Genomic DNA, 13,460 nt, shown 5'->3' on the forward strand with positions numbered 1-13,460 from the left:
TCAGCCCTCCTGCCGGGTGCGGGGGTCGAGCGCCGCGTACGCCAGGTCGGCCACGAGGTTGGCGACCAGCACGGACAGCGTGATGACGAGGAAGCAGCCCTGCATCAGCGGGTAGTCGTGGGTGGAGACCGCCTGGTAGAGCGTGTAGCCGATGCCCTGGTAGCTGAAGACCATCTCCATGACGAGCGTGCCGCCGACGACGAAGCCGAGGGCCAGGGCGAAGCTGGAGACCTGCGGCAGGATCGCGTTGCGCGCCGCGTACCCCACGACGACCGCCCGCGCGGGCAGCCCCTTGGCGTGGGCCACGGTGACGTAGTCCTCGCTGGAGACGGTGACCATCATGTTGCGCATCCCGAGGATCCAGCCGGAGATCGACGACACGACGATGGTCAGCGCCGGCAGCGTGCCGTAGTAGATCACCGAGCCGACGAACTCCCAGCTCAGCGACGGCACCATGCCGCGGTCGTAGCTGCCGTTCGACGGGAACCAGCCGAGGTTCACGGCGAACACCGCGATGGCGATGAGACCGAGCCAGAAGTACGGCACGGCGGAGAAGAACGTCGTGATCGGCAGCAGCGAGTCGGCCCAGGTGCCGCGCCGCCAGCCGATGCCGGTGCCCACGGCCGTCCCGAGCAGGAACGCGATGACCGTGGCGATGCCCACGAGCCCGACCGTCCACGGCAGGGCCTGCGTGACGATGTCGGCCACCGGTGTCGGGAAGTGGGTGAAGCTCAGCCCGAGGTCGCCGTGCAGCAGCATCTGCCAGTAGTGCACGTACTGGTCCCACAGGGACATGTCCTGGTCGAGCCCGAACAGGACGCGCAGCGACTCCTCGGCGTTCGAGTCGATCCGGCCCTGCATGCGCCCCATGAGGGCGGTCACCGGGTCGCCCGGCAGCAGGCGCGGCACGAAGAAGTTGATGGTGATCGCGGCCCAGGCGGTGAACAGGTAGAAGGCCGCGCGGCGCAGGACGAACCTCATGCGTCCCCTCCCGTCGGCATGGCGGTCCGCGGCACGGCCGGGGCGTCGGCGCGGTCGGCGTAGCCCCAGCAGGCGGCCTGCCGCGGCTCGCCGCCCGCCCCGTGCCCGACGTCGAGCAGGGGCGGCGCCTCGGCAGCGCACAGGTCGGTGGCGAACCGGCAGCGCGGGTGGAAGCGGCAGCCCGAGGGGGGCCGCACCAGGCTGGGCGGCTCGCCGCGCGGGGCGCCCGCGGGCCGCTCGGCGATGTCCTCGGGGTCGGGGGCCGACGCCAGGAGCAGCCGCGTGTACGGGTGCTTCGGGTCCTGGGTGACCGACTCGCTGTCCCCCGACTCCACGACCCGCCCCGCGTACATCACGAGGGTGGTGTCGGCGAAGTACCGCGCGGAGGCGATGTCGTGCGTGATGTAGAGGATGGCCAGGTGCAGCCGGTCGCGGAGGTCCGCGAGCAGGTTGAGGATCCCGAGCCGGATGGACACGTCGAGCATCGAGATCGGTTCGTCGGCCAGCAGCACCTCCGGGTCGGCGGCGAGCGCCCGCGCGATGGCGATGCGCTGGCGCTGCCCGCCGGACAGCTCGTGCGGGTACTTGTCGACGTACCGCTCGGCGGGCGTGAGGTGCACGCGCTCGAGCAGCTCGGCGAGCGCCCGCTCCAGCTCGTCCCCGCGCAGGCGGCCGCGGTGGATGCGTAGCGCCCGGGTGAGCGTGTACCGCACGGGATGCACCGGGTTCAGGGACGCGAAAGGGTCCTGGAAGATCATCTGGACGCGGTTGACGTAGCGGCGGAAGGCGCGCCGTCCGCGCGCCCGCGCGTCGGTACCGCCGAGCAGCAGCCGTCCGGCGGTGGCGGGCTGGAGCTGGGCGAGCAGCCGCGCCACGGTCGACTTCCCGGAGCCGGACTCGCCGACGAGGGCCACGACGCGACCGGCGTGCAGCGCGAGGTCCACGCCGTCGACGGCGTGCACGACGGCGCCGCGCCCGGAGCCTCGGCCGCCGCCCTTGACCGGGTAGTGCTTGGTGAGCCCGACGGCCTCGAGCACGGGCGCGCCGGGGTCGGTGCGGGGGGTGCCCCCCGGGGCGCCGGCCGGCGCCCCGGGGGTGGTGGTGTGGAGGGACATCAGGACGCGGGCTCCAGGTGCATGACGATCTGGGCCGCCTGGACCCCGGTGGGCTGCGGCTGGTTGTACGGGTCGTCCTCCGACGGCCAGCCGACGTAGTTCAGCGAGGAGTACTGCGCGGTGGCGGGTCGCGACCAGATCGGGATGGCCGGCACCTGCTCCACGTAGACCTGCTGGATGGTGTCCATCGCGGCCTCGCGCGCGGCGTCGTCGGTCGCGGCCGCGTAGTCGGCGAACGCCTTCGTCGCGGCGTCGTCCTGGAAGCGGCCGAAGTTCCACGTGGCCGGCTCGCCGCGCTTCTTGTACTGCGCGCCGTCGAACTGGTCGGAGTACATGTCCCAGGGGGTGGCGCCGCCGTCGGTCCAGTGCAGCGTGGCCTGGAAGTCGCCCGGCGGGACGACGTCGGCGAACCAGCCGTCCTGGTTCACCGGGTTGACCGTGGCGTCCACGCCGAGCGTCGCGGCCGCGTTCTTGATGAGGTCGAGCGCGGTGAGGTAGTCGTTCCAGCCGGCAGGGTCGGTGAGCTCGAAGGTGACCTTCTCGCCGTCCGGGTCGACGAGCTTCTCGCCCTCCCAGGTGTAGCCGGCGTCGGTCAGCAGCGCCTTGGCCCCCTCCACGTCGACGGCGAGGTCGGCGTCCGCGTAGGCGTCGGAGAGGTACGGCTCGCCGGCGGGCAGCGGCAGGCCGGTGGCGTTGGTCAGCGGGGGGTTGACGCCGGAGGTGGCGACGTCCACCAGCTCCTGCCGGTCGATCACCATGTTGAGCGCCCGGCGGAAGGCGACGTCGTCGAACGGCTTCTTCTCGTTGTTGAGGAAGAGCGCGTCGATGCCGAGGCCCGCCGCCGCGTACTGGTGGTAGTGCTCCGGGTCCTGCGCGATGTAGACGTTCTCGTAGTCGGCGATGAACGTCCAGCCCCACTGCGCCTCGCCGGTGGTGAGGGCCGTGGTGAGCGCGTTGTTGTCGTTGTACGACGAGTACCGGATCTCGGGGACCTTGGGCTGGCCGCCCCAGTAGTCGTCGCGCGCCGTGACGGTCGCGGCCTGCGGCGTCCACGACTCGAGCGTGTACGGGCCGGTCCCGACCGGCTCGGTGTTCGTGAAGGTCGTCGGGTCCTCGACGTCCTTCCACAGGTGCTCCGGGACCATGAGCAGGTCGTAGAGCTTGGACTGGTTGACGTACTGCGGGGCCGTGAACGACACCGTCGCCGTCGTCCCGTCGGACTCGACCTTGTCGTACGGCAGCGCGGCCGCGTTGAGGCCCTCGTGGTCGATGCGCAGCTGGATCGAGAACGCGACGTCGTCGGCGGTGAAGTCCTCGCCGTCCGACCAGGTCACGCCCGACCTCGGCGTGATCACTGCCTGCGTGTAGTCCTCGTTCCACTCGATCTTCTCGGCCAGCCAGGGCTGCGGGTCCTCGGACGGCTTCGCCTGGTTGCGCATCATGAGCGGCTCGTAGATGACGAACGCGTAGCCGAGCGAGAGCGCGGACGAGCCGGTCGCGAACGGCGACTGGTTCTCCGTCTGCACACCGTTGGGCATGCCGACGGTCAGGGTCTCGGTGCCGACGCCGCCGGAAGAGGCGGACGGGCTGTTCCCGCCGGTGCCGCCGCCACACGCCGCGGCCAGCATGGCCACGACCGCGGCGCTCGCGACCGCCGTGCTGAGCTTGCGGATTCTCACGGTGTGCCTCCTTGCACGAGCCCCGCCGCCGATGGCGGGGCGCTGGGTGGGTGATCGGGTGATCGGTGCTGGATGGTCAGGACTGGGTGTCGGGCGCGACGACGAGGTCGACGTCGAGCCGCGGGTCGCGCACCGACCGGCCCGCGGTGAGCCGGTAGGTGCCGGGCGGGGTGGTCCAGCCGCCGGCGGCGGTGTCCCACGTCTGGAGGGCGCGGCGCGGCACGCGCACCTCGGCGGTGGCGCGCTCCCCCGGCGCGGCGTCGACGACGGCGAAGCCGCCGAGCCAGCGCACGGGCCGTGCGGGATCGGTGTCCGCCGTGCCGGGCGGCGGGGTCACGTAGACCTGCACGACCTCGCGCCCGGGCCGCGCGCCGCTGTTGCGCACCGTCACGCGCACGACGACGTCCGCGTCGCCCGGGGCGAGCCCGGGGGCGGCGAGGCCCGCGGCCTCGTAGTCCCACGTCGTCCAGCCGAGGCCGTGGCCGAAGGGGGCGGCGGGCGCCGGGCCACCGGGGCCCGTGCCGGCACCGAGCCGCCGCTCCCAGGCCCGGTAGCCGACGTCGAGCCGCTCGGCGTACTCGACGACGCCGGCGACGGGGATCGCGTGCGGCACCGGGACGTCCTCGGCGCGCGCGGGCAGCGTCCACGGCAGGCGGCCGGACGGCTCGGTGACGCCGGTGAGCACGTCCGCGAGCCCGGTGCCCGCCTCCTGGCCGGGAAGCCAGGCCCACAGCACCGCGGGGGCCTCGTCGTACCAGGGCAGCAGCACGGGCGCGCCCGCGTTGACGACGACCACCGTGCGCGGGTTGGCGGCCAGCACGCGCCGCACCAGCTCGTCCTGGTTGCCGGGCAGCGCCAGGTCGGCACGGTCGTAGCCCTCGGACTCGACCTCGGGCGTGGTGCCCACGACGACGACGGCGACGTCCGCCTCCCGGGCCGCGGCGGCCGCGGCCGCCAGCTCGTCCTCGGCCGACGGGCCGGGCAGACGGTGCACCAGCGCACCGCGCACGAACCGGTCGTAGCCGACGGGGTGCACCACCTGAAGCTCCGCCTCCAGCAGGGCGCCGCCGGCGCCGCCCTCGACGGCCAGCGTCGCGGCGAGGGGGTGGTTGTGGCCCGAGGCGAGGATGACGTCCTCGTCGACGACGACGTCCCCCGCGGACGCCGTCCGGCCGTCCACCGTGACCCGGTGCACGCCCACCGTGCCGACCCCCAGCTCGTGGGTGCCCGGCTCGTCGGTGCGCACGTGGGCGGTGAGCCGCAGGGTGGCGTCGTCGGGGCCGACGTCGGCGCACCAGCCGTCCCAGGCGGTCCGGGTCTCGGCGCGGCGCACGGTGCCGTCGGCCCCGAGCCACTCCAGCCGCACGCCGGGCGCGCCGGTCACGGGGTCGGTGCAGCGGGCGAGGTCGACGGCCGGCGGGTTGCGCAGCACGCGCGACCCTGCGACCACGTCCACGACCGCTCGCGCCGGGAGCGCGTCGCGCAGCGCGTCCGCGGGGTAGGTGAGGCGGTCGGGCACCACGAACGACGAGCCCCCGCCCTGGAAGAACGGCTCCATCGCGTGCGCGCCGAGCAGGGCGACGCGCAGCGGGACGGCGCCGTCGTCCGCGTCGACCAACGGCACCATGCCGTCGTCGTCCTTGAGCACGACGACGGAGCGGGCGACGAGCTCGCGCAGCAGCGGCGCCGGGTCCTCGGCCGCGGCCGCCGGGACGGCGCCGCCGCCGCCCGGCAGCGGGAGCCGCCCGACGCGGTGCGCGAGACGCAGCAACCGGCGCACCTTGTCGTCGAGCTCGGCGACCGTCACCTCGCCGGACCGGACGGCGTCGAGCAGGCCGTCCCCCCACGGCCCGTCCGGGCCGGGCATCTGCAGGTCGAGCCCGCCGCGCGCGGCCGCGGCCACCGACTGCGTGGCCACCCAGTCGCTCACGACCAGACCGTCGAAACCCCACTCGTCCTTGAGCACGCCGGTGAGCAGGGGGCGGTGCTCGAGGGCGGGCGCGGCGGTGCTGCCGTCGTCGACCCCGCTGTACGCGCCCATGACGCTCCACGCACCGGCGGCGACGAGCCGCTCGAACGGCGCCAGGTACACCTCGCGCAGCGTCCGCTCGTCGACGCGGGCGAGGTAGCGGGTGCGGTCGGTCTCGGAGTCGTTGGCCACGTAGTGCTTCACGCACATCCCGACGCCCCGGTCCTGCGCCGCGCCGACGAGCGCGACGGCGACCTCGGCCGTGAGGTGCGGGTCCTCGGAGTAGCACTCGAAGTGCCGACCGCCGACGGGCGTGCGCTGCAGGTTGACCTGCGGCGCCAGGACCATGTCGACCCCGTGCCGGCGGGCCTCGGCCGCGAACAGCTCCCCCGCCCGGCGCGCGAGGCGGACGTCCCACGTGGCCGCGAGCGCCGACGGCGCGGGCAGCATCGCGGAGGTGCCGCGGCCGTACGGGTCGCGCACCCCCACGGGACCGTCGGACATGACGACGGGCTCGAGCCCGATCCGCTCGACGGCGCGGGTCGCCCACATGGACGCGCCGACGACGAGGGCGGCCTTCTCGTCGACGCCGAGGAGCGCGACGAGCGCGTCGATCTGCCCGTCGGCGCTGGCGTCGGCGCTGGCGTCGGTACTGGCGTCGGTACTGGCGTCGGTACTGGTGACAGCGGTCTGCGATGACACGCGGCGGTACTCCCTCGTCCTGGTCGGCGTCGACTGCGCCCAGTGAAGCACAGTTACTGACAGGTAAGTAAGTAGCGCAAGGTCACAGTATGGTGACGCCATGGCAGACGGCAGCACCCCGCGACGGACCCGCCCCTCGAAGGCGGAGCGGCGCGAGGAGATCCTCGCGGCGGCGACGCGCGTGTTCGGCTCGAAGGGCTACCACGCGGGGTCGCTCGTCGACGTCGCGGAGCAGGTGGGCATCACCCACGCGGGCGTGCTGCACCACTTCGGCAGCAAGGACAAGCTCCTGTGGGCGGTGCTGGAGTACCGCGACCGGGTGGACGTCGAGCACCTCGAGGGGCAGCACATCCCCGGCGGGCTCGACCTGTTCCGGCACCTGATGACCACCGCGCGGATCAACGCCGACCGGCGCGGCATCGTGCAGGCCTACTCGGTGCTCACCGGCGAGTCCGTCACCGACGGGCACCCGGCGGCCGCGTGGGTCACGGAGCGCTTCACGGTGCTGCGCGGCGAGATCGCCACGGCCCTCCTGCAGGTGGCGCAGGAGCGCGGCGTGGCGCTCGAGGAGGCCCGGGCCCGCAGCGCCGCGAGCGCCGTCATCGGCGTCATGGACGGCCTGCAGGTGCAGTGGCTCCTGGACCCGGACGCCGTCGACCTCGCGCAGGAGACGGCGTTCGCGATCGAGGCGATCCTCGCCGCCGTCCTCGCCGGGCCGGCCGCCCCGCGCGTCGTCCCCGCGGGATAGAGAACCCCGCGGCGGTCAGCCGGTCACCAGGGTGAGGTCGTAGGCGTCGAGGATCTCGCCCACGGGCTGGAAGAACGTCGTGCCGCCGGACGTGCAGTCGCCGGAGCCGCCCGACGTCACGCCCTGCGCCTGGTCGCCCGCCAGCAGCGAGCCGCCGGAGTCGCCCGGCTCCGCGCACACGTCGGTGCGGATGAGCCCGTCGACCGTGCCCTCGGCGTAGGAGACCGAGACGTCGAGCGCCTCGACCGTGCCGCAGTGCCAGCCCGACGTGGATCCCGAGCGGCACACCTGGGCCCCCACCGGCGCCGGCTCGGCACCCGCGACGGCGACCTGGCCGCCGGCCCAGTCGTTCACGGCACCGACGGGCGTGCTGCCGGGCCCCACCTGGACGTACCCGTAGTCGTCGCCGGGGAAGCTCGACCCGGCGAACGTCCCCTCCGGCTGCGACGTCGGGTCGCCCGCGGAGCCGCAGTGCCCCGCGGTGACGAAGCCGTCGGTGACGGCGAAGCCCACCGAGCAGCGCGACGCCCCGTCGATGTAGTACGCGTTGCCGCCGACGACGTCGTCCAGCACGCGCGGCCGTTCGGTCGTCGTGCTCACCGTGACGGCGCCGCTCGGCACGCCCGCGGCGGCCAGCGCGTCGTCGACGCCGGCCCGGGCGTCCGAGCCCGCCAGCGTCTCGACCACGAGCGTGTTGTCCCGCACGTCCACGTGCCAGCCGGTCACGCCGGCGGCCGCGGCGGCGTCGTCGCCCAGGTCTGCGGCCCAGCCCTCGAGCTGGTCGAGCGAGTACCGGGCGTCGACGGCCCGGCCGCCCGCCGCCCGCACCGCGGCGTCCGCGGCACCGCTCGTCGTGGCGACGTACAACCGGTCCCGCTCCGGGTCGAGCCAGGTGCCGGCGAAGTCGTCACCGAGCTGCTCCCGCAGCCGCTCCTGCGCGGCCGCGGCGTCGTCCTGGAAGTCGAGCCGTTCGACGGCGCGCTCCCTCGACACGCCGAGGTCGTCCGTCATGGCCTGCAGGAGCCCCGCCGGGTATCGGTCCGCGCCCGCGACGTCGTCGTCGGGGTCCGGACCGGCGGCCTGGGCCGTCGCCGCGGTCGCCGCGAGCGTGAGCCCGGCGGCCGTGGCGGCCATCGTCCTGAAGGTCGTGCGTCTCATCGGAGAATTCCTTCCGTCAGGTACCGGACGGTTGCCCGGCGCACCACACGCTACGGGGACGACCAGCCCCCGGCCAGGGCGCGCCCAGGCTGCCGCGCGGGTGCACACTGATCCGTTGTGCACCCGATCCCGTGGCTGCGCCCGCACCGGGTGCCCGCGAACTCCCCCACGTCGCCCGCGAGCCTGCGCCGCCGCCCGGCCCAGGTGGTCACCCTCGCCTTCCTCGCGACGATCGCCACCGGCACGGCCCTGCTGAGCCTGCCGGTCAGCGCCACGGGGAGGAACGCGAGCTTCGTCGAGGCCCTGTTCACCGCGACGTCCGCAACCTGCGTGACCGGGCTCGCCGTCGTCGACACCGAGACGTTCTGGACGCCGTTCGGGCAGGTCGTGATCCTGCTGCTCATCCAGGTGGGCGGGTTCGGGGTCATGACGCTGGCGTCGCTGCTCGGCCTGCTGCTGACCCGTCGCCTGGGGCTCAGCACCCGGCTGGTGGCGACCGAGTCGACGCGGTCCGTCGGGATGGGCGACGTGCGACGCGTGTTGCTCGGGGTGCTGCGGTTCACGGTCGTGACGGAGCTGGTGGTGGCCGCGGTGCTGACGGCGCGGTTCGCCGCCGCCTACGACGAGCCCCTCGGCCACGCCGTCTGGTCGGGCGTCTTCCACGCCGTGTCCGCGTTCAACAACGCAGGCTTCTCGATCTACAGCCAGAACCTCGTGCCGTTCGTCGCCGACCCCTGGGTGTGCCTGCCGATCTGCGCCGCGATCATCATCGGCGGCCTCGGCTTCCCCGTGCTGCTCGAGCTGTGGCGCCTGCACCGCACCCGCCGGACCGAGGAGGGCCCGACCGACCTCGCCCGGCTGTCGCGCTGGAGCGTGCACACGCGGCTCACCGTGCTGATGACGGCGGTGCTGCTGGTGGTGGGCACGCTGTTCTTCCTCGCGGCCGAGTGGCGCAACCCCGGCACCTTCGGCCCGCTCGACCCGCCGGCGAAGGTGCTGGCCGCGTTCACGCAGGCGGTGATGCCCCGCACCGCCGGCTTCAACTCCGTGGACCTGTCGCAGGCCAACAACGGCACCTGGTTCTTCACCGACATGCTCATGTTCGTCGGCGCGGGGTCGGGCGGCACCGCCGGCGGCATCAAGGTGACGACGTTCGCCGTCCTCGCCGTCGCGATCTGGTCGGAGCTGCGCGGCGACCCCGACGCCACGCTCTGGGACCGACGCCTCACGCCCAGCACCCAGCGGCAGGCGCTCACCGTCGCGCTGGTCGGCGTCGCGGCCGTGGTGGTGCCGACGCTCGCGATCACGCTCTCCACCAGCCTGTTCACGCTGGACCAGGTGCTGTACGAGGTGATCTCGGCGTTCAGCACCACCGGCCTGTCCACCGGGATCACCGCGGACATGCAGCCCTGGCACCAGCTGGTGCTCGTGGCCCTGATGTTCCTCGGCCGGCTCGGGCCCATCACCCTCGGCACCGGCCTCGCGATGCGCGACCGCCAGCGCCTCTACCGGCGCCCGGAGGCGGCCGTCGTCATCGGCTGACGACCGCCCCGGGCCTCGGAGGGCGTCAGCAGTGGGTGCCGGCGTACGTGCCGACGGCCTGAGCGGACTCCTGGAACTCCGAGCCGGTCATCGCGGACATGGCGTCCTGCAGCTTCGTCATCGCCTCGGCGTCGGTGGGGTCCTCGGCCGCGGCGCTCAGGCCGTCCGTCGCGGTGCGGAACGACGTGGTCAGCGTCTCCCAGTCGTCGGCGATCTCCGCGGGCGGCTCGCCCACGCCCTCGAGCGTGGTGGTGAGCTCCTCCAGCTTGTCGACGGTGGGCTGCAGGTCGGCGGGGTCGACGTCGCCCATCGCCGAGGACGCCTCGGTGAGGGCCTGGACGGCGCCGCACACGTCGCCGCCGGCCGCCTCGTCGGCCGGGGCCTCCTCGGCGGGGCTCTCCTCGGCCGGGCTCTCCTCGGCCGCCTGCTCCTCGGCGGCGGGCGTGCCCTCGCCGGAACCCGAGTCTCCCGAGCCGCTGCAGGCGGCCAGGCCGAGGGAGAGCAGGGCGGCGGCGGCCACGGCGGCGGCACGGGTCATGGTCAGTCGGTTGCGCATGGTGACCATGGTGACCGACCGGCGTCGCTCACGCGCCCCGGCACGACGGGGAGAGCTCCCCATGTGGCACAGCCCACGGACGGCAGGCTCCCAGGCGGGGAGGTCGGCCCGGCAGGAGGTCAGTCGGCAGGACGGAGGAAGCCGTCGCGCACCAGGCCGCGGACGGCGGGCAGCAGCTCGGAGCGCAGGTCGTCGGCGGGGACGTCGAGCAGCGCGGCCAGCGCCCCGACGATCTGCCCGACGGCGAGCTCGCCGTCGCACACCCCGACGAAGGCCGCGAGGCCGGTGGAGGCGTGCACCCCGCGCCCCAGCCCGTCGCCCTGCCGGATCACGACGACGTTCGGGTCGGCCTGCCCGGGCGTGTGGAACCGCTCCTCGGTGACGTCGTCCGCCGCCACGAGGTGGGCCTCGGCCAGCGCGGCGTCGTCGCGCGCCTCGAGCCAGTCGTGCGCCGCGAGCGACGCCGCGACGTGCGCGCCGAGCGGCTGGTGCACGGACCCGGTGTGCTCCTCGAGGCGGCGCAGCGTGGGGCGCGCGCCGCCCGTGGGCCGGCGGAGGGTGACGATGCCGAAGCCGACGGCCTCGACGTCGCGGGACGCGAAGTCGTCGAGCCACGCGCCGTAGGCGGCGGCCCAGGCGCCCGGCTCGCGCTCGGGGGTCGTGCCACCGTCGCGGATCCACGTCTCCGCGTACTCGGCCGGGTCGAGCACCTCGCGCTGGATCACCCAGCCGTCCAGGCCGGCCGCGTCGAGCCAGGCACCCACCCGCTCGTCCCACGGCTCGCCGCGGCGGTGCTCCCAGTTGCCCAGCAGCTGCGCGACGCCGCCCGGCGCGAGCACGCCGCCGACGTCGCGCACCAGGTCGCGCACCAGGTCGTCGCCCGAGCGGCCGCCGTCGCGGTACTCGTAGTCGCCCAGCGCCTCCGCCACCGCGGCGCCCGCCGCGCCGGCGTGCGGGGTGATGACGAACGGCGGGTTGGAGACCACGAGGTCGAAGCTCTCCCCCGCCACCGGGTCGAGCATCGACCCGTGCCGCAGCGCGACATCGACCCCCTCCGCCGGGGTGTTGAGCACGAGGTTGAACCGGGCGAAGCCCAGCGCCCGCCGGGACAGGTCGGTCGCCACGACGTGGCGGGCGTGCCGCGCCGCGTGCAGCGCCTGGATGCCGCAACCCGTGCCGAGGTCGAGCACGCGACCCACGGGCGTGCGGGCCGTGACCTGGGCCAGCGTCGTCGAGGCGCCGCCGGCGCCCAGCACGTGGTCGGTCGCGAGTCGGCCGCCCGTGGCCAGCTCGGCGAGGTCGCTCGCCAGCCACCACGAGGCGTCGCCGGCCGCGTCGACGGCGGCGTACGGACGCAGGTCGACGACGGCGCGTACGGCGTCGTCGTCACCCTCGCCGGCGGCGGCCACCAGGCCGAGGCGCGCGGCGCCGGCGGTGCCGAGGCCGGGCAGCGCGCGGTCGAGCGCCGCGCGCGGCACGTCGTCGCCGAGCAGGAAGAGGCGGGCCAGTGCCGCGCGCGGCTCGTGCGCGGCGGCGACGTCCGCGAGGGCGCGGCGGGCGGGCACGGTCTGCTCGCGGTGCAGCGCCGCGGACGCGACCTCGCCCAGCACCTCGCCCACGCCGTCGACGGTGTAGCCCGCCGCCGTCAGGCCCGACCGCAGCGCGTCGACCAGGGGCGCGGCGTGCCCCGCCGCGCCGGGCACAGGCGCCGAGGCAGGTGTCGAGGCAGTGCCGCGCGTCGTCATCGGCCCGCGCACTCCGTCGACAGGAACACGGTGATGTCCTTGGCCGCGGCCGTGGCGGCGGCGGTGTCGTCGGCCGTGATCGCACCGGCCATCGCGGAGCTGACCGCGTCCGCGTCGTCCTCGTCGACGTCGTCGAACGCCGTCTCCGCGCTGCCCAGGTAGTCGGCCATTACGCCCCAGGGCTTCGCCACCCCCTCGGGCGCCTCCACCGCGGCCATCGCCTCGTCCGCGGTGCGGAAGCTCTGCACCAGCGCGCGCGGATGCTCGGGGCTGAGGTCCACGAGCGCGCGGTTCGTCGTGGACCAGGCCTGCTGCAGCCCCGCGCACGTCTCGTGGTCGAGGCCGGACTCGTCCTTGCCGCCGTCCGTCGCGTCCGCGCTCGGGTCGGGCGACGCCGACCCGGAGTCCTTCGACCGGCTCGGCTCGCCCTCGACGCCCATCGAGAGGTCGCCCGGGATCGAGACCGCCGGGGCGGGCTCCGCGACCGGCTCCGCGCCGCCGTCGGACTGCCCGCAGCCGGCCAGCGCGGCGCCCGTCACGAGCATCCCCACGACGACGACCGGGAGCTGGCGGGGCAGGAGGCGGGCACGGCGCATCCCCCTATGGTGCGTCACCCGCCCGCGCGCGCGGAAATCACCGCTCAGCCGGCGGGCACGTCGCCCTGGGGGTCGTCGTCCGTGTCGTCCCCCGCGTCACCCTCCGCGTCGGTCGGCGCGTCGGTCGGCGCGTCGGCCGCGCCGCAGCCGGCCTTGAGGTAGGTCGTGACGCGGTTCGACGCGGCCGTCATCGCCGCCGTGTCCAGGTCCGCGAGCGCGTCCGCGACGGCGGACGCGACCTCGTCCTCGCCGGCCGCCTCGATCTCGTCGGCGACCGCGCCGACGTAGGTCGCGACGGTGAGCCAGTCGTCCCGCACCTCCGTGGGCGGACGGACCTCGGCGAGCGCGTCGCGGGCACCCACGAAGCCGCGCCGCAGCGTGGCCGGGTCGTCGGCCGTCATCCCGATCTGCAGGGACGCCGACCGCGACCATGCGGCCTGCACCACCGGGCACTCGTCGGGCGGGCCGGCCGCGAGGACGGCCTCCGCGGGGGCGCCCGCGTCCGCCACGAAGCCGGCCGCCACCCCGACGCCGAGCCCCAGGAGCAGGGACAGCGCGCCCGCCGCGGCGAGGGAGGACCGACGGTGCCAGGGCCCCGGCACCGGTCGCCTCAGGCGACCGACCAGGCCGCGCGAGGCGCCGGAAGCGCGTCTCGTCCTGGCCCTCATG

At 74.9% G+C, this 13,460-nt stretch carries 11 protein-coding genes; 2 read left to right on the forward strand and 9 right to left on the reverse strand.

Annotated elements, in window-relative coordinates; all coding sequences use genetic code 11:
- The 4 genes from ACQP6G_RS16670 to ACQP6G_RS16685 all read right to left on the reverse strand — a co-directional run bounded on the left by ACQP6G_RS16670 (position 1) and on the right by ACQP6G_RS16685 (position 6,446).
- Complete coding sequence (locus tag ACQP6G_RS16670; protein WP_429765906.1) at positions 1-981, reverse strand: ABC transporter permease; 981 nt, start codon at positions 979-981, stop codon at positions 1-3.
- Positions 978-2,096, reverse strand: a complete 1,119-nt coding sequence (locus ACQP6G_RS16675; RefSeq protein ID WP_429765908.1) for an ABC transporter ATP-binding protein — start codon at positions 2,094-2,096, stop codon at positions 978-980. Before ACQP6G_RS16675 ends, ACQP6G_RS16670 begins: the two co-directional genes overlap by 4 nt.
- A complete protein-coding gene (locus ACQP6G_RS16680) occupies positions 2,096-3,775 on the reverse strand; it encodes an ABC transporter substrate-binding protein (protein WP_429765910.1) in 1,680 nt (559 codons plus the stop codon). Before ACQP6G_RS16680 ends, ACQP6G_RS16675 begins: the two co-directional genes overlap by 1 nt.
- A 76-nt stretch (positions 3,776-3,851) precedes the next feature.
- On the reverse strand, positions 3,852-6,446 hold the full coding sequence (locus ACQP6G_RS16685; RefSeq protein WP_429765912.1) for a beta-d-glucosidase: 2,595 nt from the start codon (positions 6,444-6,446) through the stop codon (positions 3,852-3,854).
- Positions 6,447-6,546: 100 nt separating this feature from the next.
- On the opposite strand from ACQP6G_RS16685, the gene ACQP6G_RS16690 reads away from it, so the two are divergent.
- On the forward strand, positions 6,547-7,194 hold the full coding sequence (locus ACQP6G_RS16690; protein ID WP_429765913.1) for a TetR family transcriptional regulator: 648 nt from the start codon (positions 6,547-6,549) through the stop codon (positions 7,192-7,194).
- A 15-nt stretch (positions 7,195-7,209) separates the two neighbouring features.
- Here the strand turns inward: ACQP6G_RS16690 and ACQP6G_RS16695 are convergent, their stop codons facing one another.
- A complete protein-coding gene (locus tag ACQP6G_RS16695) occupies positions 7,210-8,352 on the reverse strand; it encodes a S1 family peptidase (RefSeq protein ID WP_429765915.1) in 1,143 nt (380 codons plus the stop codon).
- A gap of 117 nt (positions 8,353-8,469) precedes the next feature.
- On the opposite strand from ACQP6G_RS16695, the gene ACQP6G_RS16700 reads away from it, so the two are divergent.
- Positions 8,470-9,894, forward strand: a complete 1,425-nt coding sequence (locus ACQP6G_RS16700) for a TrkH family potassium uptake protein (RefSeq protein WP_429765916.1) — start codon at positions 8,470-8,472, stop codon at positions 9,892-9,894.
- Between the two features lie 25 nt (positions 9,895-9,919).
- Here ACQP6G_RS16700 and ACQP6G_RS16705 read toward each other — a convergent pair whose 3' ends face one another.
- The 4 genes from ACQP6G_RS16705 to ACQP6G_RS16720 all read right to left on the reverse strand — a co-directional run bounded on the left by ACQP6G_RS16705 (position 9,920) and on the right by ACQP6G_RS16720 (position 13,393).
- Entirely contained in the window at positions 9,920-10,450 is a 531-nt protein-coding gene (locus ACQP6G_RS16705) for a hypothetical protein (protein ID WP_429765917.1), read from the reverse strand.
- Between the two features lie 119 nt (positions 10,451-10,569).
- Positions 10,570-12,153 carry a DUF7059 domain-containing protein gene (locus ACQP6G_RS16710; protein ID WP_429765918.1) on the reverse strand — a complete coding sequence of 528 codons (1,584 nt, stop codon included), beginning with the start codon at positions 12,151-12,153 and terminating at the stop codon, positions 10,570-10,572.
- Between the two features lie 38 nt (positions 12,154-12,191).
- Entirely contained in the window at positions 12,192-12,791 is a 600-nt protein-coding gene (locus ACQP6G_RS16715) for a hypothetical protein (RefSeq protein ID WP_429765919.1), read from the reverse strand.
- 44 nt (positions 12,792-12,835) lie between these two features.
- The gene (locus ACQP6G_RS16720) at positions 12,836-13,393 is read right to left on the reverse strand and encodes a hypothetical protein (protein WP_429765921.1); all 558 of its coding nucleotides are present in this window, start codon (positions 13,391-13,393) and stop codon (positions 12,836-12,838) included.
- Positions 13,394-13,460 lie beyond the last annotated feature (67 nt).

It is taken from the genome of Isoptericola nanjingensis (genome assembly GCF_050311635.1).
GTDB classification, from domain to species: Bacteria; Actinomycetota; Actinomycetes; order Actinomycetales; family Cellulomonadaceae; genus Isoptericola; species Isoptericola nanjingensis.

Excerpts from the sequence above, each read along its gene's own strand:
- ACQP6G_RS16690 (WP_429765913.1), top strand. The coding sequence starts at position 6,547 with ATGGCAGACGGCAGCACCCCGCGACGGACCCGCCCCTCGAAGGCGGAG.
- ACQP6G_RS16705 (WP_429765917.1), bottom strand. The coding sequence starts at position 10,450 with ATGCGCAACCGACTGACCATGACCCGTGCCGCCGCCGTGGCCGCCGCC.
- ACQP6G_RS16670 (WP_429765906.1), bottom strand. The coding sequence starts at position 981 with ATGAGGTTCGTCCTGCGCCGCGCGGCCTTCTACCTGTTCACCGCCTGG.
- ACQP6G_RS16715 (WP_429765919.1), bottom strand. The coding sequence starts at position 12,791 with ATGCGCCGTGCCCGCCTCCTGCCCCGCCAGCTCCCGGTCGTCGTCGTG.
- ACQP6G_RS16675 (WP_429765908.1), bottom strand. The coding sequence starts at position 2,096 with ATGTCCCTCCACACCACCACCCCCGGGGCGCCGGCCGGCGCCCCGGGG.
- ACQP6G_RS16695 (WP_429765915.1), bottom strand. The coding sequence starts at position 8,352 with ATGAGACGCACGACCTTCAGGACGATGGCCGCCACGGCCGCCGGGCTC.